18 protein-coding genes are annotated in these 19,707 nt (G+C 75.0%); 4 read left to right on the forward strand and 14 right to left on the reverse strand.

The features are described from left to right. Positions 1–12: 12 nt before the first annotated feature. Positions 13–2,769, reverse strand: a complete 2,757-nt coding sequence (locus AB0G14_RS13925; RefSeq protein WP_357697135.1) for a bifunctional diguanylate cyclase/phosphodiesterase — start codon at positions 2,767–2,769, stop codon at positions 13–15. A gap of 256 nt (positions 2,770–3,025) precedes the next feature. Further along, positions 3,026–5,161 carry an NAD-dependent DNA ligase LigA gene (ligA, locus tag AB0G14_RS13930; RefSeq protein WP_357697137.1) on the reverse strand — a complete coding sequence of 712 codons (2,136 nt, stop codon included), beginning with the start codon at positions 5,159–5,161 and terminating at the stop codon, positions 3,026–3,028. Between the two features lie 188 nt (positions 5,162–5,349). Here ligA and AB0G14_RS13935 point away from each other — a divergent pair, with 188 nt between their 5' ends. Continuing rightward, positions 5,350–5,883, forward strand: coding sequence for a type II toxin-antitoxin system PemK/MazF family toxin (locus AB0G14_RS13935; RefSeq protein ID WP_357697140.1), 534 nt, complete (start codon positions 5,350–5,352; stop codon positions 5,881–5,883). Between the two features lie 113 nt (positions 5,884–5,996). On the opposite strand, the gene AB0G14_RS13940 is transcribed toward AB0G14_RS13935, so the two are convergent. The 9 genes from AB0G14_RS13940 to AB0G14_RS13980 all read right to left on the reverse strand — a co-directional run bounded on the left by AB0G14_RS13940 (position 5,997) and on the right by AB0G14_RS13980 (position 14,824). Then, positions 5,997–6,998: an ADP-ribosylglycohydrolase family protein gene (locus tag AB0G14_RS13940; protein ID WP_357697142.1), complete on the reverse strand. Its 1,002-nt coding sequence runs from the start codon at positions 6,996–6,998 to the stop codon at positions 5,997–5,999. A 93-nt stretch (positions 6,999–7,091) separates the two neighbouring features. Then, entirely contained in the window at positions 7,092–7,451 is a 360-nt protein-coding gene (locus tag AB0G14_RS13945; RefSeq protein ID WP_357697144.1) for a VOC family protein, read from the reverse strand. 36 nt (positions 7,452–7,487) lie between these two features. After that, on the reverse strand, positions 7,488–8,492 hold the full coding sequence (locus AB0G14_RS13950) for a methionine synthase (protein ID WP_357697147.1): 1,005 nt from the start codon (positions 8,490–8,492) through the stop codon (positions 7,488–7,490). Positions 8,493–8,518: 26 nt separating this feature from the next. Then, entirely contained in the window at positions 8,519–9,592 is a 1,074-nt protein-coding gene (mnmA, locus tag AB0G14_RS13955; RefSeq protein WP_357697149.1) for a tRNA 2-thiouridine(34) synthase MnmA, read from the reverse strand. Positions 9,593–9,835: 243 nt separating this feature from the next. Beyond that, positions 9,836–11,011 carry a cysteine desulfurase family protein gene (locus tag AB0G14_RS13960; RefSeq protein WP_357697151.1) on the reverse strand — a complete coding sequence of 392 codons (1,176 nt, stop codon included), beginning with the start codon at positions 11,009–11,011 and terminating at the stop codon, positions 9,836–9,838. Positions 11,012–11,474: 463 nt separating this feature from the next. Beyond that, complete coding sequence (locus AB0G14_RS13965; protein WP_357697154.1) at positions 11,475–12,434, reverse strand: electron transfer flavoprotein subunit alpha/FixB family protein; 960 nt, start codon at positions 12,432–12,434, stop codon at positions 11,475–11,477. Positions 12,435–12,445: 11 nt separating this feature from the next. Further along, a complete protein-coding gene (locus AB0G14_RS13970; protein ID WP_357697157.1) occupies positions 12,446–13,225 on the reverse strand; it encodes an electron transfer flavoprotein subunit beta/FixA family protein in 780 nt (259 codons plus the stop codon). Positions 13,226–13,616: 391 nt separating this feature from the next. Then, entirely contained in the window at positions 13,617–14,024 is a 408-nt protein-coding gene (locus AB0G14_RS13975; protein WP_357697159.1) for a hypothetical protein, read from the reverse strand. A 2-nt stretch (positions 14,025–14,026) separates the two neighbouring features. Further along, a complete protein-coding gene (locus tag AB0G14_RS13980) occupies positions 14,027–14,824 on the reverse strand; it encodes a GNAT family N-acetyltransferase (RefSeq protein WP_357697161.1) in 798 nt (265 codons plus the stop codon). A 40-nt stretch (positions 14,825–14,864) separates the two neighbouring features. Between AB0G14_RS13980 and AB0G14_RS13985 the strand changes: the two genes are divergently transcribed. The 3 genes from AB0G14_RS13985 to AB0G14_RS13995 are packed head-to-tail and all read left to right on the forward strand — an operon-like array spanning position 14,865 to position 16,048. Then, positions 14,865–15,257 carry a DUF202 domain-containing protein gene (locus AB0G14_RS13985; RefSeq protein ID WP_357697163.1) on the forward strand — a complete coding sequence of 131 codons (393 nt, stop codon included), beginning with the start codon at positions 14,865–14,867 and terminating at the stop codon, positions 15,255–15,257. Beyond that, the gene (locus AB0G14_RS13990; protein ID WP_357697166.1) at positions 15,254–15,601 is read left to right on the forward strand and encodes a DUF202 domain-containing protein; all 348 of its coding nucleotides are present in this window, start codon (positions 15,254–15,256) and stop codon (positions 15,599–15,601) included. Before AB0G14_RS13985 ends, AB0G14_RS13990 begins: the two co-directional genes overlap by 4 nt. Positions 15,602–15,628: 27 nt before the next feature. Next, a complete protein-coding gene (locus tag AB0G14_RS13995; RefSeq protein WP_357453652.1) occupies positions 15,629–16,048 on the forward strand; it encodes a PLD nuclease N-terminal domain-containing protein in 420 nt (139 codons plus the stop codon). A gap of 19 nt (positions 16,049–16,067) precedes the next feature. On the opposite strand, the gene AB0G14_RS14000 is transcribed toward AB0G14_RS13995, so the two are convergent. The 3 genes from AB0G14_RS14000 to AB0G14_RS14010 all read right to left on the reverse strand — a co-directional run bounded on the left by AB0G14_RS14000 (position 16,068) and on the right by AB0G14_RS14010 (position 19,641). Then, complete coding sequence (locus AB0G14_RS14000) at positions 16,068–16,877, reverse strand: ABC transporter permease (protein WP_350704681.1); 810 nt, start codon at positions 16,875–16,877, stop codon at positions 16,068–16,070. Then, entirely contained in the window at positions 16,874–17,848 is a 975-nt protein-coding gene (locus AB0G14_RS14005; protein ID WP_357697169.1) for an ATP-binding cassette domain-containing protein, read from the reverse strand. Before AB0G14_RS14005 ends, AB0G14_RS14000 begins: the two co-directional genes overlap by 4 nt. 170 nt (positions 17,849–18,018) lie before the next feature. Continuing rightward, positions 18,019–19,641, reverse strand: coding sequence for an acetolactate synthase (locus AB0G14_RS14010; protein ID WP_357697171.1), 1,623 nt, complete (start codon positions 19,639–19,641; stop codon positions 18,019–18,021). Between the last annotated feature and the right edge of the window lie 66 nt (positions 19,642–19,707).

A 19,707-nucleotide genomic window follows, 5' to 3' on the forward strand; every position in this document is an offset into this window, starting at 1 on the left:
CGGGCGGTGGGCTCAGCGGGCGTGCCGGCGGGGGATCTCCGCGTCGGGGCTGGGGGTCGGGCGGACCGGGCGGTAGCGGGCCAGCCAGGCGACGAGTTCCTCGGCCGGCATCGGTCGGGCGTAGAACCAGCCCTGCGCGGCGTCGCAGCCGGCGGCGTGCAGCATGCGCCAGGTGCGCTCGTCCTCCACGCCCTCGGCGACCACCCGCAGCCCGAGCGCCTTGGCCAGCTCGATCGTCGACCGCACGATCGCCGCGTCGTCGGCGTCCTCGGCCATCCCCAGCACGAAGGAGCGGTCCACCTTCACCTCGGACAGCGGCAGCCGACGCAGGTGCTGCAACGACGAGTACCCGGTGCCGAAATCGTCCAACGCGATGCCCACCCCGATCCGGTGCAGGCGGGAGATGGTGGCCAGCACCCGGCGGGGATCGGCCATCAGCGCCCCCTCGGTGATCTCCAGTTGCAGCCGCTGCGGCGGCACGCCGTACCGGGCGAGCCGATCGGCGATCTGGTCGGCGATCTCGCCGGTGTGCAGGTCCCGCACGCTGACGTTGAGCGCCGCCGGCACGGCGATCCCGGCGGCCGACCACTTGGCGAGCTGTTCCACCACGTCGTCCACCACCCGCCGGGTCAGCAGCCGCATCACCGCGCTCTGCTCGGCGACCCGGATCAGCTCCTCCGGGTCCACCATCCCCCGGCGGGGGTGCCGCCAGCGCAGCAGCGCCTCCACGCCGACCACCTCACCGGTCGCGATCGCGACCTGCGGCTGGTAGTACATGGTGATCTCGCCCGCGTCGGCGGCCGGGTCCAGCTCCGCGTCCCGCCCCCGAGCCGGCCCGGGGTCCGCGCCCCGCCGCCGGGCCGCGTCCTGCCCGCCACCCCGCCGGCCCGCCGGGTCGCGGTCGCCGCGCCGGCCGCCGTCGCCGGTCGTGCCCTGCCGGCGTACGGCGACGCCGGTCTCGCCGCCGGGCCGACCGGCGTGCTCGCGGCGGCCGGGGCCGTCGCCCCGGTCCGGGCCGGTCTCGGGCGATGCCGCCGCCCGACGGCGGATCGGGTCGGCGGCGGTGACGATCCGGTTGATCAACTCGTCGGTGTGCGGCGGCTCGGTCCGCTGCCGGCGGCGGCGCAACCGCCAGCGGCCGGATCCGGCGTCGGGGCGCAGACCCGCCGCGTCGGCCGGAAGTTCCGCGCCGTCCCCGCCCCGCGCGCCCATCGTCGGCGTGGCCGGTGCCGTCGCGGCGGCACCATTGGCGCCGGCGAGGTCACCGCCCCCCTCGGCCCGGGCCCCACCGGCCACGGTCCGGTCGGCCGCCCCCTGCGGCCCGTCGCCGTCGCCCGGGAGCCCGGCCCGCGCGCCTTCCCCGGCCGGTAGGCCGGCCGGCGTGCCTTCCCCCGCCGGGAGCCCGGCCCGCGCGGCGTCCTCAGGCGGGAGCCCGGCCCGCGTCGCCGGTGGCGCGCCGGCCGGGCGGCCGGACTCCAGCACCCGGCGCAGGTCCGCGAGGAGGCCCAGCCGCTCGGCGGAGTTGTGGTCCGACTCGGCCGCGTAGACCGCCACGGTGTCGTTGCGGTGCTTGGCGTCGTACATCGCCACGTCGGCGTGGCGCATCAGGGTCGCGAAGTCCTCGCCGTGTTCGGGGAAGAGCGCGATGCCGATGGAGCCGCCCACGTCGAGCGGCAGCCCGTCCAGGGGAACCGGCTCGGCCAGCGCGCGGACCACCCGGTCGGCGAGGTCCCGGGCCTCGCCGACGTCGGCCAGCCCGGTCATCACGATGGCGAACTCGTCCCCGCCCAGCCGGGCCACCATGTCCTCCCCGGCCACACCGGTCAGCCGGGCGCTCACCTCGACCAGCAGCCGGTCACCCACCGCGTGCCCGAGGGCGTCGTTGACGTTCTTGAACCGGTCGAGGTCGATCAGGAGCAGCGCCAGGTGGGCACCGGGCTCGCCGCGGGTTGCCCGTTCGGCGTGCAGGTGCACCTGCTCGCCGACCTCGGCCAGCAGCGCCTTGCGGTTGGGCAGGCCGGTGAGCGGGTCCAGTGAGGCCAGTTGCTGCTGCTCCACGCTGAGCCGGGCCATCCGGTAGACGGCGAACAGCGGCACCAGCACCAGCGGGATCAGCGCCGCGCTGGCCCGGGCCGCGGCGACCAGCACCGGGGCGAGCAGCAGCAGCGAGCCGGTGGAGAGCAGCTCGAAGCCCACCCCCTGCCGCAGGCTGGGCCACCAGCGGTCGCCGAAGCGCAGCCGGACGGCGGCGCTCACCAGCGCGTAGTTGACGGCGAACCAGGCCACCGTCGCGCCGCCCACGGCGGCCACGTCCGTCCAGCGCAGCGGGCCGCCGTCGAAGATGCCGCCGGGCCCGAGCCAGGTGACCACGTACGCGGCGGCCAGGGCGCAGGCGTACTGGCCGGCGTTGAAGGCCGTCCGCCAGGGGGCGTGCCCCATCCGCCAGCCGGAGACGACGACGGCCACCGCCTGCACGGCGACCGCCGGGCCGAACCCCCAGCCGAGCAGGATCGCGAAGGTGAAGCAGGTGGACGGGAAGACCGCCGAGGTCTGCCGGCGCCCGGGCGGCACGAACGGGCGCGCGTCGCAGCCGACGGCGAGGGCCGCCATCACCCAGAACGCCGCCGGCAGCTCCGGCAGCTCCTCCGGGAGGGCGAGCAGCGGGCGTACGCAGAGCAGCACGGCCAGCGCGACGACCGACCAGACGAAGACGAAGAACGGGCGTCCCCGGCCGGGCGGAACGGAGTTTCGCAGGTCGGCGGCCTCCATCACACCTCCCGGGGGGCTCAATCCACAAGGCGTGACCCGCTGGCACGCCGTGCCGTCAATGAAACGCCCTCGGTGGTGCAATGCCCGACACGACAGTCGCGAATCGGTCGTAGTCGTAATTAAGTTGGTATCCGGGCCAGTCCCCGCAAGCCGCCCGCGGCGACGCCCACCGACGACACCGCGGACCGTCCGCCCGCGCGCCCGCCCGGGCGGCTTCCCCGCCCCCACGCCCCGGCGGCTTCCCGCCGGCCCGCCGTCACTCCTCGGTGCGGGCGACCTCCCGGGCCGCGTCCGGGCCCTCGTCCAACAGCACCTGGAAGCCCGCCTCGTCGAGGACGGGCACCTTGAGGCTGGCCGCCTTGTCCGCCTTGGAACCCGGGTTGTCGCCCACGACCACGAAGGAGGTCTTCTTGGAGACCGACCCGCTCACCTTGCCGCCCCGGCTCTGGATCGCCTCGGACGCCTGGTCACGGCTGAATCCGGCCAGCGTGCCGGTCACCACGACGGTGAGCCCCTCCAGCGGACGCGGCCCCTCGTCGACCGCCTCCTCGGCCATCCGTACGCCGGCCTCGGCCCACTTGCGAACGACCTCGCGGTGCCAGTCGACGGCGAACCACTCCCGGATGCTCGCGGCGATCGTCGGCCCGACGCCGTCGACCGAGGAGAGCTCGTCCTCGGTGGCCCGGTCGATCGCCTCGACGGAGCGGAAGTGCCGGGCGAGCGCCTGCGCGGCGGTGGGGCCGACGTGCCGGATGGACAGGCCCACCAGCACCCGCCACAGGTCGCGTTCCTTCGCCACGGCCAGGTTGTCCAGCAGCTTGTGGGCGTTGCTGCCGAGGGTGCCGTCCTTGTTGACGAAGAAGGGCGACTGGGCGAGCTGCTTCTCGTCGAGGGAGAACAGGTCGCCCTCGTCGGTGATGACGTGCGCGTCGAGCAGCGCCGCCGCACCCTTGTAACCGAGCGCCTCGATGTCGAACACCTTGCGGCCGGCGAGGTGGTAGACCCGCTCCCGCAGCTGCCCGGGGCAGGTGCGGGAGTTGGGGCACCGGATGTCGACGTCCGCCTCCTTCGCGGGCGCCAGTGGCGAGCCGCAGGCCGGGCAGGTGGTGGGCATGACGAACGGCCGGGCGTCGGCGGGGCGCAGGTCGACCACCGGGCCGAGCACCTCGGGGATCACGTCGCCGGCCTTGCGCAGCACCACGGTGTCGCCGATCAGGACGCCCTTGCGCTCGACCTCCCGCGCGTTGTGCAGGGTGGCGTACGCGACGGTGGAGCCGGCCACCTTGACGGGCTGGAGCACGGCCCGCGGCGTGACCCGGCCGGTGCGTCCGACCTCGACGTCGATGTCGAGCAGCTTCGTGTTCACCTCCTCCGGCGGGTACTTGAAGGCGATCGCCCAGCGCGGCGCCCGGCTGGTCGAGCCGAGCCGGCCCTGGATGGAGACCGGGTCGACCTTGACCACCACGCCGTCGATCTCGTGCTCGACGTCGTGCCGGTGCGCGGCGTAGTGGGCGATGTATTCCGCGACGCCGGCCAGGTCGGGCACCACCCGCCAGCGGTCGCTGGTCGGCAGCCCCCACGCCTTCAGGGCCGCGTAGGACTCGGACTGCGTCACCGGCTGGAAGCCACGGCGGGCACCGAAGCCGTGCACCACCAGGCGCAGCGGCCGGGAGGCGGTGATCCGCGGATCCTTCTGGCGCAGGCTGCCGGCGGCGGCGTTGCGCGGGTTGGCGAACGGGGCCTTGCCCTGCTCGACCAGCCCGGCGTTGAGGTCGGCGAAGGCGGCCACCGGGAAGTAGATCTCGCCCCGCACCTCCACGAACTCCGGGATGTCGGGGAACTCGGCCGACGTGCTGAGCTGACCCGGCACGTCGGCGATGCTGCGCACGTTGGCGGTGACATCCTCGCCCGTGCGGCCGTCGCCCCGGGTCGCCGCCCGGACCAGCCGCCCGCGCTCGTAGGTGAGGTTGATGGCGAGCCCGTCGACCTTCAGCTCGCACAGGTAGGCCACCGGCCCGCCCGCGTCCCGCTCGACCCGCTCGGCCCAGGCCGCCAGCTCCTCGTCGGCGAAGGCGTTGTCGAGGGAGAGCATCCGCTCGGCGTGGGCGACCGGGGTGAAGTCGGTGGAGAAGGTGCCGCCGACCCGCTGGGTCGGCGACTCGGGGGTGCGCAGCGCCGGGAACCGCTCCTCCAACGCTGCCAGCTCCCGCAACTGCCGGTCGAAATCGGCGTCGGAGATGGTCGGCGCGTCCAGCACGTAGTAGCGGTACTGGTGGTCCGTCAGCTCCTGGCTGAGCGTGGCGTGCCGCTCCCGGGCCTCCGGGGTCGGCTCGGCGCCGGCCGCCGCCTCCTGCGCCGGAGTGACCTGCTGAGCGATGGCTTCCTCGGACACCGTGCGACCTCCCGTGATTCCGCTACCCCGGCACCGTATCGGTCCGGTGGGACAATCCGCCGGCCACCCGCCACGCCCGAGCGGCGACAGGGCCGCCGACGTGCGAGGATCGCCGGACCGCGGGCTGCGCCAGGGGGCCCGCCACCTGCGGCGTCCGCGCCGCACCAACTGTCGAGGCGGAGGTACGGATGCCGGAATGGCTGCTCTGGGCGGCGGCGGTCGCGCTGGCCGTGGCGGCCGGCTGGGCGTGGAGCGAGTGGCGGCGCGGTGCCCGTGACGGCGCCCCGCGCCGACGGGAACGCGCGCGCACCCGGCCCGGCCGCGGCACCGCGTCGCCGGGCGGGCCGGGCCGGTCGACCGCGCCACCCCGGCCGCGTACCGCCGAACGGGCGCCCGCCGGCGCGCCGCGCCCCGGCGAGATCTGGTGGGCCGACGTCCCGTACGCCGACGGCACCGGCTCGAAGGTGCGGCCCTGCCTGGTGCTGCGCGCCGACGCCCGGGGCGCCGACGTCCTGAAGATCACCAGCCAGGACAAGAGCGGTCGGGACGACCACGTCCGCATCCCGACCCGGGAGTGGGACCCCGGCGCCGACCACGACAGCTTCGTCGACCTGGCCGAGCCCGCCCGTGTTCCGCTGGCCGACTTCTCCCGCCACGCCGGCGCCTGCGACCCCGCCCTGTGGCGCCGCATCCGCCGCCTGCCCCACCTCCCCGGCGCCTGACCTCGCGCCGCCCGGCCGGCGCTCGCACGGCCCGACGGGAGGCGCCGTCCAGCCGGCTCTCGGATGGCCCGACGGAAGGCGCCGTCCAGCCGGCTCTCGGACGGCGGGACAGGTCAGTCCCAGGCGCGGGCGAGGGTGTGGAGCTGGTCGGCGTACTCGATGCGGGCGGACCAGGCGTCGGGCCAGGCCGGCATGCCCAGGGCCGCGCCGACGAAGGCGCCGGCCAGCGCGGCGATCGAGTCGGAGTCGCCGGCGGTGGTGGCGCCCCGGGCCAGCGCGGCAACCGGGTCGTCGGCGTGCCGGATCGCGCAGAACAGCGCGGTGGCCAGCGCCTCCTCGGCGATCCAGCCCTCGCCGGTGTGCCGGCACGGGTCGCCGCCGTCGTCGGGGTCGGCGAGCGCGGCGTCGAGGCGGCCGAGGACCGCCAGGCACTCGTCCCAGCCGCGGGCGATGAAGTCCTCCGGCGTGTCCACGCCGGGGCGCTGCCAGAGGTCGCCGAGCCAGTCGGCGCGGTAGACGCGCCGCTGGTCGCGGGCCCGGTCGGCGAGCAGGCGCGGCAGGTCCGCCGGCGCCGCGCCGGCGCGCAGCAGCCGCACGGCGTACGCGGTCAGCTCGCTGGCCGCCAGGCCGGTCGGGTGCCCGTGGGTCAGCCCCGCCTGGAGCTGGGACAGCCCGGCGAGAGTGTCCAGGTCGACGTCGAGCAGACCGACCGGGGTGACCCGCATGTTCGCCCCGCAGCCCTTCGAGCCGGCGACCGTCGCCTCCTGCCAGCGCACACCTCGCCCGAGTTCGGCGCAGGCGCGCAGGCAGGTCATGCCCGGCGCCCGGTTGTTCTCCGGGCTCGCCGCCCAGTCGAGGAAGCGCTGCCGCAGCAGCGGCTCGACCGCCTCGGGCGTCAGCGCCGGGGCGTCGTGCAGCGCCCAGCCGACGGCCAGCGCCATCTGGGTGTCGTCGGTCACCAGTGCCGGGTGGCCGGCGAGCTCGCGCGGGCCGGCCGGGCCGTAGCGGCGGACGATCTCGGCGACGGTGAGGAACTCGGTCGGCTTGCCCAGCGCGTCACCGTAGGCGAGGCCGAAGAGCGAGCCGGCGGCCCGCCGGAGCGAGGTGTCGATCATTCCCGCGATCATGCCGCCCGGCCGCAACCCGCACCACCGCCGCGGCCCGCCGAGCCCGTGCGGCAGACGGACGGGGTCCGGCCGGCGGACGACTCAGTCGAAGAAGACCAGGCAGAACGGGTGACCGGCGGGGTCGGCGTAGACCCGGAAGTCGTCGCCCTCCCCCGGCAGCCGCCGGGCGCCGAGCGCCAGCACCCGCTTCTCGGCCGCCTCCACGTCGTCCACCTCGACGTCCAGGTGGAACTGCTGGGGGCGCTCTGGGTCGGGCCACGTCGGCGGGCGCAGGTCGGGTGCCTTCTGGAAGGCGAGCCGGTGCCCGGAGCCGGAGATCACCACCCAACCGTCGTCGCTGGCGTCGACGTCCAGCGGCAGACCCAGCAGCTCGGAGTAGAAGTCGGCCAGGGCCCGGGGGTCGGGGCAGTCGATCACCACTGTGCGCAACTTTCCAATCATGCCGAGCATCCTGCCCCGCCCGTACGACGGGAAACCTCAGTCCTCGGCGAGCCGCCGTCCCGCGTCCCGGCAGGCGGCGAGCACCGCGCGGGCGTACTGCGGGGTCGCGTTGGCGAGGCCGCACGCCGGGGTGACCACGACCTGCTCGGCGAGCCGCCGGCGCGGGAAGCCGAGGCGGTCCCAGAGCTGGCGTACCCGGTCGGCGACCTGCGCCGAGGTGGGCGCGCGACCGGCGGCCGGCGGCCGGGTCGGCGCGGCGCCGGCCAGCAGCCCGAACCCGGCGTCGATCGCCTCGCCCAGCGGGTCCAGGTCGGTGACGAGGTCGAGGTCGAGGGCCACGCCGGCGGCGCCCGTGGCGCGGATCAGCTCCAGCGGCACGTCCGGCGCGCAGCAGTGCACCAGGACCGGCACGCCGGCCGCCTCGACGACCGTGCGCAGCAGCGACCCGGCGACGCCCGGCTCCACGGCCCGGTACGCGCCGAACCCGCTCTCGGTGGGCACCCGCCCGGCGAGCACGGCCGGCAGCGACGGCTCGTCGAGCTGGAGCAGCACGGTGGCGTGCGGCAGCCGGCGGACGACCGCCGCGACGTGCGCGCGTAACCCCTCCGCGAGCGAACCCGTGAGGTCCCGGACCGCGCCGGGATCCCGCAGCATCCGGCCCCCGATCGGCAGCTCCAGGGACGCGGCCAGGGTGAACGGGCCACCCGCCTGGATCTTCACCGGTCCCGCGTACTCCTCGGCCTGCTCGGCGAGCTGGTCGAGATCGCGTTCCATCAGGTCGCGGGCGCGGCGCAGGTCCCGCCCCGGGCGGGGCGCGATCCGCCAGCGCGCGGCGTACAGCTCGACCGGCAGCTCGACCAGCAGGCCGGCGGTCCGGCCGACCAGGTCGGCGCCGGGACCGCGGGCCGGCAGCTCCGGCAGGTGCGGCAGCGCGGGAAGCTCGCCGAGGACGATCCGCTGCGCCTCGGCGATGTCGGTGCCGGGGAGGGAACCGATGCCGGTCGCCGCACCGGCCGGCCAGGGCCACGCCTGATCTGTCACGGCCGAAGACTATCCGGTCGGACCGCTCAGCCGGCGATGGTGGCGGAGCCGAGCACGACGTCGCCGGCCGGGTCCGGCCGGTAGGCGACGATCGCCTGGCCGGCGGCGACCCCGCGCACCGGGCGTCGCAGCTCGGCGCGGAGGCCGTCGGCGCTCACCTCGACCGTCGCCGGCACCACGTCGCCGTGCGCCCGCAACTGCACCTCGCACTCCAGCGGGGCGTCCGGGCGGGGCCCGCCCGTCCACACCGGACGCTCGGCGCGCACCCGGGAGACCTCGAGGGCCTCCGCCGGGCCGACCGTCACCGTGTTGGTCTTCGGCGTGATGGAGAGCACGTACCGGGGACGGCCGTCCGGCGCCGGCCGGTCCAGGTGCAGACCGCGCCGCTGCCCGACGGTGTACGCGTACGCGCCGGCGTGGCTGCCCACCACAGCGCCGGTCGTCGCGTCCACCACGTCGCCGGGCGCCTCGCCGAGGCGCTGCGCGAGGAAGCCGCGGGTGTCGCCGTCGGCGATGAAGCAGATGTCGTGCGAGTCGGGCTTGTCGGCCACCGCCAGCCCCCGCCGGGCGGCCTCCTCGCGGACCTGCGCCTTCGTCGAGTCCCCGAGCGGGAAGACCGACCGGTCGAGCTGCTCGCGGGTGAGCACCGCGAGGACGTACGACTGGTCCTTGGCCACGTCGACGCTGCGGCGCAGCAGCCCGTCCGCCCCGAGCCGGGCGTGGTGGCCGGTGACCACGGCGTCGAAGCCCAGGGCCACCGCCCGGTCCAGCACCGCCGCAAACTTGATCTTCTCGTTGCAGCGCAGGCAGGGGTTCGGCGTACGGCCCGCCGCGTACTCGGCGACGAAGTCGTCCACCACGTCCTCATGGAAACGGTCGGCCATGTCCCAGACGTAGAACGGGATGCCGATCACGTCGGCGGCGCGCCGGGCGTCGCGGGAGTCCTCCAGCGTGCAGCAGCCGCGCGCGCCGGTGCGGTACGTCTGCGGATTGCGCGCCAGCGCCAGGTGCACGCCGGTCACGTCGTGCCCCGCCTCCACCGCCCGCGCCGCCGCGACCGCCGAGTCGACCCCGCCGGACATCGCCGCCAACACCCTCACCGGCCCACTCCCTTCACCCCACCGAGCCTATCTCCGCCCCCACCCCGCCCGACCTCCCCGCCCTGCCGCCAACGTCCCCCCGCCGCGCGATCTTGCAGTTGTCGCCCCGGCAAACGGGGCGAACACCGCGATCAAGGGGCCGAAAGTACAAGATCGCGAGCGCGACCGGGCGGGGTGGCGGTGGGGTGGCGGTGGGGTGGCGGTGGGGCGGCGGTGGGGCGGTGGGGTGGGTGAGGGTGGGGGTCAGCGGGGGGTGCGGAGGGCGGCGGCGCGGCGGGCGCGTTCGACGGTGGCCGGGAGCGCGGCGATGAGGGCGTCGACGTCGGCGGGCGTGCTGGTGTGGCCGAGGGTGAAGCGCAGCGAGGAGCGCGCGCGGTCGTCGTCGGCACCCATGGCCAGCAACACGTGGGACGGCTGAGCTACCCCGGCGGAGCAGGCCGAGCCGGTCGAGCAGGCGATGCCCTGGGCGTCCAGCAGGAGCAGCAGGGCGTCTCCCTCGCAGCCGGGGAAGGAGAAGTGCGCGTTGCCCGGCAGCCGGCCCGTGGGGTCGCCGTTGAAGACCACCTCGGGAACCGCCTGCCGGACCCGCTCGACCAGGTCGTCGCGGAGCGCGGCGATCCGGGCCGCGTACTCCTGCTGGCCCTTGACCGCCGCCTCCACGGCGACGGCGAAGGCGACGATGCCGGCGGTGTCGAGGGTGCCGGAGCGCACGTCGCGCTCCTGGCCGCCGCCGTGCAGCAGCGGGGTGGCCGGTACGTCGCGGGCGAGCACGAGGGCGCCCACCCCGGTCGGCCCGCCGAGCTTGTGCCCGGTCACGGTCAGCGCGGCGACCCCGCTGGCGGCGAAGTCCACCGGCACCTGCCCGACCGCCTGGATCGCGTCGGTGTGGAACGGCACCCCGTGCTCGGCGGCGACCGCGGCCAGGTCGGCGACCGGCTGCACGGTGCCCACCTCGTTGTTGGCCCACATCGCGGTCACCACCGCGACCCGTTGACCGTGCTCGGCCAGCTCGGCGCGCAGCTCGTCGGGGCTGAGCCGGCCGCTGGCGTCCACGGAGAGCCAGCCCACCCGGGCTCCCTCGTGGTCGGCCAGCCAGTCCACCGCGTCGAGCACCGCGTGGTGCTCGACCGCGCTGGAGACCACCCGGTCCCGCCGGGTGTCGGCCCCCCGCCGTGCCCAGAAGATGCCCTTGACCGCGAGGTTGTCACTCTCGGTCCCGCCGCCGGTGAAGACGACCTCGGAGGGGCGGGCGCCCAGCGCGGCGGCCACCCGCTCCCGCGACTCCTCCACCCGCCGCCGGGCACGGCGGCCCGACGCGTGCAGCGAGGACGCGTTGCCGACCTCGCGGGCGGTGGCGACGTACGCCTCCAGTGCCTCGTCGAGCATCGGAGTCGTCGCCGCGTGATCCAGGTATGCCATCACGGCTCAGCCTAACGACCGGCCCCGGACCGGACGGAGGCCGGAGTACGCCGTCCAACCCACGGGGGCGGTGGGACCCCGTACCCGCACGTCACGAATCTCTCGGACGTCGCGGGGTACTACCGGCCCGCGCGACACACGGATGTTCCCGGTCGGGGTGCTCGGCGACGGGTCGGACGAGCGGCTGCTGTTGCCACCGGACGTCGACCGTCAGGCATACTCGGTTGTCGACGTTTCCGCCGAGGCGTCCGACAGCCCACGGCCCCCGCGAGAGCGTGCCGAGGGCCCCTGACGGGCTGATCGGCGGGCCGGCTCAGCTCCCCGGCCCGCCGATCAGCTCCCCACCCGCGGTCAGGCCGTGCCCGATGGCGTCGTCGGTCCCGATCCTTCCCGGTCGGGGCCGGACAGCGACGGGCCGGGAACCGCCGCGCGGTTCCCGGCCCGGGTGCGGGCGGGCGTCAGCTCACCTGCGCTTGCGGATCTCCTCCGCGGCCTGCGGGACGACCTTGAACAGGTCGCCCACCACGCCGAAGTCGGCCAGCTCGAAGATCGGCGCCTCGCCGTCCTTGTTGACCGCGACGATGGTCTTCGAGGTCTGCATGCCGGCCCGGTGCTGGATGGCACCGGAGATGCCGAGCGCGACGTAGAGCTGCGGGGAGACGGTCTTGCCGGTCTGGCCCACCTGGAACTGGTGCGGGTAGAAGCCGGAGTCGACGGCCGCGCGGGACGCGCCGACGGCGCCGCCGAGCAGGTCGGCCAGTTCCTCGACCAGCTTGAAGTTGTCGGCGTTGCCGACGCCGCGACCGCCGGAGACGACGACGCCGGCCTCGGTGAGCTCGGGGCGGGAGCCCTTCTGCTCGGCGACGCGGTCGACGACCCTGGCCAGCTTGTCGGCGTCGGTGACCGACACGGTGAGCTGCTCGACGGCCGGGGTGGCGGCCGCCGGGGTCGGGTTGACCGAGTTCGGCCGGACGGTGACCAGCGGCAGGCCGCGGGTGACCTTGGACTTGACGATGGTCGAGCCGGCGAAGGCCACCTGGGTGGCGGTGCCGTCGGCGGCCAGGTCGACCACGTCGGTCAGGATGCCGTTGTCCAGCTTGACGGCCAGGCGGGCGGCGATCTCCTTGCCCTCCTGGGACGAGGCGAGCAGCACGGCCGCGGGCTGCACCCGCTTGACCAGCTCGGCCACGACGGTGGCCTTGGGGGCCACCAGGTAGCCGTCGATGTCGTCACCCTCGGCGGCGTAGATCTTCTCCGCGCCGTACTCGCCCAGCTTGGCGCTCAGCGCCTCGGCGGCGCCGGGGCCGCCGAGCACGACCGCGCTCGCCGTGCCCAGCTCGCGGGCGAGGGTGAGCATCTCCAGGGTGACCTTCTTGACGCCGAATTCCCGGGTGGCTTCGACGACGACGAGAACCTCAGACATGTCCAGACCTCTCACACGAACTTCTCGGTGGCGAGGAACTCGACCAGCTTGACGCCGCCGTCGCCCTCGTCGGTGATCTTCGCGCCGCCGGAGCGCGGCGGGCGCTTGGTGTGCTCCAGCACGGCGCTGGTCGCGCCCTCGAAGCCCACCTCGGCCGGGGCGACGCCGAGGTCACCCAGGGAGAGCGTCTGCACCGGCTTCTTCTTCGCGGCCATGATGCCCTTGAAGGACGGGTAGCGCGGCTCGTTGATGGTGTCCCAGACGGAGACCACGGCGGGGGTGGCGGCGGTGACCACCTCGTAGCCCTCCTCGGTCTGCCGCTCGACGGTCAGGGTGGCGCCGTCGACGGTGAGCTTGCGGGCGCCGGTCAGCGCCGCGACGCCCAGCCGCTCGGCGATCATGTGCGGCATCACCTGCACCCGGCCGTCGGTCGACTCGGCGCCGCAGAGCACCAGGTCGGCGTTCAGCTGGCCGAGCGCGGCGGCGAGCACCTTCGAGGTGGCCACGGCGCAGGACCCGTGCAGGGCCTCGTCCACGACGTGCACGGCCTTGTCGGGGCCCATGGAGAGCGCCTTGCGGATCGACTCGGTCGCCCGCTCCGGACCCATGGTCAGGACGGTGACCTCGCCGCCGTGGGCCTCCTTGATCTTCAACGCCTCTTCGATGGCGTACTCGTCCATCTCGTTGATGACGTTGTTCGCCGAACCGCGGTCGACGGTGTTGTCGTCAGTGCGCAGGTTGCGGTCCGCGCCCGAATCGGGCACCTGCTTGACGAGTACGACGATGTTCATCGCGCTTCGACGACCCTCCTGTTTGGTGTAGCGATCACTCGCCCGGTCACGGGCGCAGCCTCCCGCGTGACTTAACGATCGGTCAACCACGGGCTGCTGTGCAGTTGCCCACGGCGCAATGTTACCTGCCAGTAGCATCGAGCTCCGGCGACCTCAGGGTGACACAGCTCACGGCAGGCCGCCGGGCGGGTAATCTGGCAAATCGGGAGGTGTCGCGAAATGTCAGAATCTTCCAGCGCCACGCCGCACGACCCGCCGCGGCGCCCCTGTCGCCGGGCGCGCCCCGAGGCGTACCGCTGCGCCTGCGGCCGGGTCCGCGACCGGTGCGTACGCGCCACCGTCCGGGCGCTCTGGTCGCCGGGCCGGCGCACGCCCGCGCCGGCGGACCGGCTCACGCCGACTGAGCCAGCGCGCCCCTGATCCGCTCGATGACCGCCGCCTCGGCCGGAGCCACCCCCCGGTGCGCCCCGGCCACCCGCTCGGCGGCGGACAGCACCACCTCGCGGTAGACCGCCACGTCCTGCGGCGACTTCTCGCGCAGGACCTCGACGGAGCGGCCCAGCGCCGGCAGCACCACCGCCTCGATCTCCAGCGCCGAGTCCCGGGGCAGCTTCGGCAGCGGCCCGGTGGTCAGCGCCTCCTTCACGATCCCACTCGTGTCGGCCATCGCGGCGGAGGCGGCGAAGCTCTCCCGGAACAGGGCGAGCATCCCCGGATCGGCGTTGGCCACCAGGAACACCGCCCCGAACGCGCCCGTCTTGAGGGTCAGCCGCTCCTCGGCCGTCAACCGCTGCTCCATGATCACGGAGTGTAGACGTACGGGATGGTCGTCGTGACCGGGACGAGGCCGAGCCGCTGGAGGATCGGCCGGCTCTCGTCGGAGGCGTCCACCTGGAGCAGCGTCCGGTCGCGCTGGGCGGCGAGCCGGGCCCGGTAGGTGACCAGCGCCCGGTAGATGCCCCGGCGGCGCCACGGGGCGAGGGTCGAGCCGCCCCACAGGGTGGCGAACCCGGTTCCCGGCACGTAGCGCACCCAACCCGCGCTCACCACCTCGTCGCCCGCCTCGGCCACCACCACCGTGATCGACTGCGGGTCCGCCGCGATCTCCTTCTCCAGCCCGGTGGCCAGGTGGCTGCGGTCGGCGTTCCAGACCGCCTCCTCCATCGCCACGATCCGGTCCAGGTCCGCGCGGCTGGTCACCTCGCGCAGGCGTACGCCCTCGGGGACGACCGGGAGCGCGGCCGCGAGCGGCGCGACCGGGCCGATCACGACGGTCTCCGGCTCCTCCGGCACGAACCCGGCGGCGCGCAACCGCTCCGGCAGGTCCGCCGGCTCGTCGTGGCCGTGCCACTTCCACTCCACCGACTCGCCGCGCGCCCGGAAGAACTCCACCTGCCGGGCGATCAGCCCGTCCAGCGCCGCGCCGGTCAGCCCGTCGAGATCGCGGTAGGTGAGGAAGCCGCCGTGGTCGAGGCCGACGATGCGGACCAGCGGGCCGTCCCGGTCCACGGTCACCCCCGCCGGCAGCGGGTCGGGCACCGACGCCCGCAACTGGTGGTCGTACGCGTTCCGCAGCGTCGTCGCGTCAAGATCCGTCACTGCTCCAGGCTACGACCGGACGGAAGCGGATAATCGGCACGTGTGGCAGGCGATCAGGCGATGGTTCGACCCGCGCGAACTGCGCTCGGTCGGCAGCACCCCCGACTACCGGTTCTCGCTGGCCAACGAGCGGACCTTCCTGGCCTGGCTGCGTACGGGGCTGGCGCTGGTCGCGGGTGGGCTCGCCGCCGCCCAGTTCCTGCCGCCGCTGCCGCTGGCGCACCTGCGTGAGGTGATCGCCGTCGCGCTGCTGCTGCTCGGCGGAACGGTGGCGGTCCGGGCGGTCGACCACTGGGCGCGTACGGAGCGGGCGATCCGGCTCGGCGAGGAACTGCCGGCCTCCCGCTTCCCGGCGGTGCTCGCCCTCGCCGTCGGCCTCGGCGCGCTGCTGCTGGTGGTGGCGGTGCTGGCCCGGGCGGTCGGCGGCCGGTGAGCGCCGGCGCGCAGCGGACGCCGCCGGGCCGGCCGGCGCGCGACCCCGGGCTGCAACCCGAGCGGACCCGGCTGGCCTGGCGGCGCACGGCGCTGGCGCTCACGGTGGTCATGGTGCTGACCGTGCGGCTGGCGCTCACCGGCCCGCCCGCCGGCGGGACGCTCGGCGCGCTCGTCGCCGGGCTGGCCGTGCTCGGCTGGGGCGCGGCGCTGGCGGTCTGCTGGTGGCGGGCGACCGGCGTCGGCCCGGCCGCCCGCTACGGGCGGGCGCTGCCCCTGGTCGCCCTGGCCACCGCCGGCTACGCGCTGCTCGGCGCGCTCCTGGCGGCGCGCGGGCTGGGTTGACGGGACCCGGTGCGCCATCATTGACACATGGCCCGGTTGTACGTCCTCCTCTTCGTGGTGCAGATCGTCCTCGCGGTCTGCGCGCTGATCAGCTGCCTCTCCGCCGAGGAGGGCGAGATCAAGGCCCTGCCCCGGATCGCCTGGGTGCTGATCATCCTGTTCTTCCCGCTGCTCGGCTCCCTCGCCTGGTTCGCCGCCGGGCGCGAGCGCACCCCGGGCCGGCCCGGCGGGGCGCCGTCGACGGGCCGGATCCTGCCGGCCCGCGAGCGGCCCCGCCCGGTCGCCCCGGACGACGACCCCGAGTTCCTCCGCTCGCTCGGCGAGCGCTCCCGGCGGGAGGACCAGGAGCTGTTCACCCGCTGGGAGGAGGACCTGCGCCGACGCGAGGACGACCTGCGCCGACGCGAGGGCGAGCCGCCACGTGAAGAGGACCGACCCGAGGTCTAGCCGTCGGCCGGCCCGCGGGTCACACCCGGCGCCGGAGCCCGCGCACGGCGAGCGGGGCGAAGATCGCCGCGAGGACGGCCGCCCAGAGCAGCGACTGCACCACCGGCACGGCCACCGGCCCGCCGACCAGCAGGCCGCGCAGCGCGTCGGCCAGGATGGTGACCGGGTTGACCTCGACCCAGGACTGGAGCCAGCCGGGCATGGTCTCGGTCGGCACGAACGCGTTGCTGGTGAAGGTCAGCGGGAAGATCACCATGAAGCCGAAGATCTGCACCTTCTCCGGCTCGTTGACGAGCACGCCGACCAGCACCGAGATCCACGACGCGGCCAGCGAGAACGCGAGCAGCAGGGCGAACGCCCCGAGCAGGCCGGGCAGGCCGTTGCCCAGGCGGAAGCCGAGGATCACGCCGACGCCGACGAGCAGCGACACCGACCAGGCCTGCTTGACCGTGTCGGCGAGGATCCGCCCGGCCAGCGGCGCCCAGCGGGCGATGGGCAGCGAGCGGAGCCGGTCGAACACGCCCTTGGTGAGGTCGTTGTTCAGCCCGAACCCGGTGGTCATGGTGGCGAAGAAGGCGTTCTGCACGATGATGCCCGGCAGCGCGAAGGTCAGGTAGTCCCCGGGCGAGCCGGAGATCGCCCCGCCGAACACGTACGTGAACAGCAGCACGAACATCACCGGCTGGATGCTCAGGTCGAGCAGCTCCATCGGGTTGTGCTTGATCTGCACCAGGCTGCGCCAGGCCAGGGTCAAGGTGTGCCGCAGCCCGGCGGCGGGGCCGAGCCGGCGCCCCGGCGCGACCGGTGCGGTCAGGGTGGCGGCGGTCATGCCGGGGTCCTCTCCAGGTCGGCCCCGGAAGGGGCGTCGGCGTCGGCGCGGTGCCCGGTCAGCTGGAGGAACACCTCGTCCAGGCTGGAGCCGCGCAGGGCCAGCTCGGCGACCGCGATGCCGGCGGCGTCGAGGCGGCCCACCACGGCGGGCAGCACGGCCGGGTCGTTCACCGGCACGGTGACGGTGCTCTGGGCCACCTCCGGGGTGGCGTGGACCACCTCGCCGGCGATGGCCACCACGGTCGGCAGGTCGGCGGCGTCCGCGGGCCGGACGGCGAGCACCTGACCGCCGGTCCTGGCCTTCAGTTCCTCGGGCGTGCCCTGCGCGATCACCCGGCCGTGGTCGACGACGGCGATCTCGCCGGCGAGCTGGTCGGCCTCCTCCAGGTACTGCGTGGTGAGCAGCACCGTCACCCCGTCGGAGACCAGGCCGCGCACGATGTCCCACAGCTCGTTGCGGCTGCGCGGGTCGAGGCCGGTGGTCGGCTCGTCGAGGAAGAGCACCTGCGGCCGGCCGACCAGGCTGGCGGCGAGGTCGAGCCGGCGGCGCATGCCGCCGGAGTAGGTCTTGGCCGGCCGGTCGGCGGCGTCGCTGAGGTGGAAGTCGGCGAGCAGCTGCCGGGCGCGGGCCCTGGCGTCGGCCCGGGAGGAGCCGAGCAGCCGGCCGATGAGCAGCAGGTTCTCCGCCCCGGTGAGCGTCTCGTCGACCGAGGCGTACTGGCCGGTCAGGCCGATGAGCTGGCGCACCCGGTGGGCGTCGCGCACCACGTCGAAGCCGCCGACCGTGGCGCGCCCCTCGTCGGCGCGCAGCAGGGTGGCGAGCACCCGGACCGTGGTGGTCTTGCCGGCCCCGTTGGGACCGAGCAGGCCGAAGACCGTGCCGGTGGGGACGGCCAGGTCAACACCGGCGAGGGCGGTGGTGTCGCCGAACCGGCGCACCAGCCCCTCCGCGCGGATCGCGTGATCCATCGCAACTCCTGTCGTTTCCGCTGGTCGAACCGCCATGACCGGCGTCCCTGACACTCCGCCGGCCCGGGGCTGACGTTACGGCGACAGGCGCTGCCGTGCCCCTGATTTAGCTGGTGGTGAAACGCGCCCGCCGCCGTCGCCGGGGTGCGGCGACGGCGGCGGGCGGGGGTTCAGGCCAGGTTCGACGAGCGGGGGTACGCGTCGGCCGGGTCGGTGATCACGTTCACCAGGTACGGCACGCCGGCGTCGAAGGCGCGCTGCAGGGCCGGCCCGAGGTCGGCGGCCTTCGCCACCGTCTCGCCCGCGCCGCCGAGGGCGCTCACCACCTGGTCGTAGCGCAGCTCCGGCTGGAGGTCGGCGGCGACGTCGTAGCCGTACATGGCGCGCATGGGGTGCTTCTCCAGGCCCCAGATGCCGTTGTTGCCGACCACGATCACCACGGGCAGCTTCTGCCGGGCGAGGGACTCCACGTCCATCAGCGAGAAGCCGGCCGCGCCGTCGCCCATCAGCACGCAGATCTGCCGGTCCGGGTGGCTGACCCGGGCCCCCATCGCGTAGCCCATGCCGGTGCCGAGGCAGCCGTACGGGCCCGGGTCGAGCCAGGTGCCGGGCTGCGCGGGCTCCAGGTAGCGGCCGGCGTACGAGACGAAGTCGCCGCCGTCGCCGATCGTGATGGCGTCGCGGGCCAGGACCCGGCGCAGCTCGCCGTAGACCCGGGCGGGCCGGATCGGGTCGGTCTCGGCGGCCATCTCCTCGGCGTCGCGGGCCTTCGCGGCGTCCTCGGCGGTGCGCAGCCCGGCGATCCAGTCGGCGTGGTCGGCCCGGTCGCCGGGGTGGTCGGCGAAGGCGGTGAGGACCAGCCGGAGGTCGCCGGCGGGGGCGGCGGCCGGCTGGACGTGCCCGGCCCGCTGGCTGGGCGCGTCGACGACGTGCACCACCTTCGCGTCGCCGAAGTCGCCGAAGCCGAGCCGGAAGTCCAGCGGGGTGCCGATCACCACGACCACGTCGGCGCCCTTGAGCGCCACCCGGCGGGCCTTGGCGAAGGCGAGCGGGTGCTCGGGCGGCAGCGCGCCCCGGCCCATCCCGTTGGTGAAGACCGGCACCTGGAGCGCCTCGGCGGCGGCCCGCAGGGCGTCGACCGCGTCCCCGGCGTAGACGTCGGAGCCGGCGATGATCACCGGGCGGCTCGCGGCGGCGATCAGGGTGGCCGCCTTCGCCACCTCGTCGGGGTCGGGCTCGACGGGCGCGATGCCCGGCAGGGCGGGCAGCTCGGCGTCGGCGACCGAGAAGACCGCCTCCAGGGGGAAGTCGAGGAAGACCGGGCCCCGGTGCGGGGTGAGCGCGGTGGTCAGCGCCGCGGTCACCGCGCGCGGGATGTCGTCGGGGCTGAACACCGTCTCGGCGTGCTTGGTGACCGGGGCGACCAGCGGCAGGTGGTCCATCTCCTGGAGACTGCCGGAGCCCCAGCGGAACTGCGGGGCGCGACCACCGAGCACCAGCACCGGCGAGGCGTTGAAGTAGGCGCTGGTCAGCCCGGAGATGCCGTTGGTGACGCCGGGGCCGGCGGTGAGCACGGCGAGGCCGGGGCGGCGCTGGAGCTTCGCCACCGCCTCGGCGGCGAAGACCGCCGACTGCTCGTGCCGGACGTCGTAGAGGGGGAAGCCGGTCTTGTGCGCGGCGTCGTAGAGCGGGAAGACGTGCCCGCCGGAGAGGGTGAACATCTCCCGCACCCCGTACGCGCGCAGCGCCGCGAGCGCGAGCTCCCCGCCGTGACCTTCGATCCGCTCCGTCATCGCCGCTGTCCCTTCGTCCGCATGACCGGAGTCACACGCTACTCACCGGTAGGCGGAATGTGAACC

This window comes from Micromonospora sp. NPDC023814 (assembly GCF_040639595.1).
In the GTDB taxonomy this organism is placed as follows: Bacteria; Actinomycetota; Actinomycetes; order Mycobacteriales; family Micromonosporaceae; genus Micromonospora.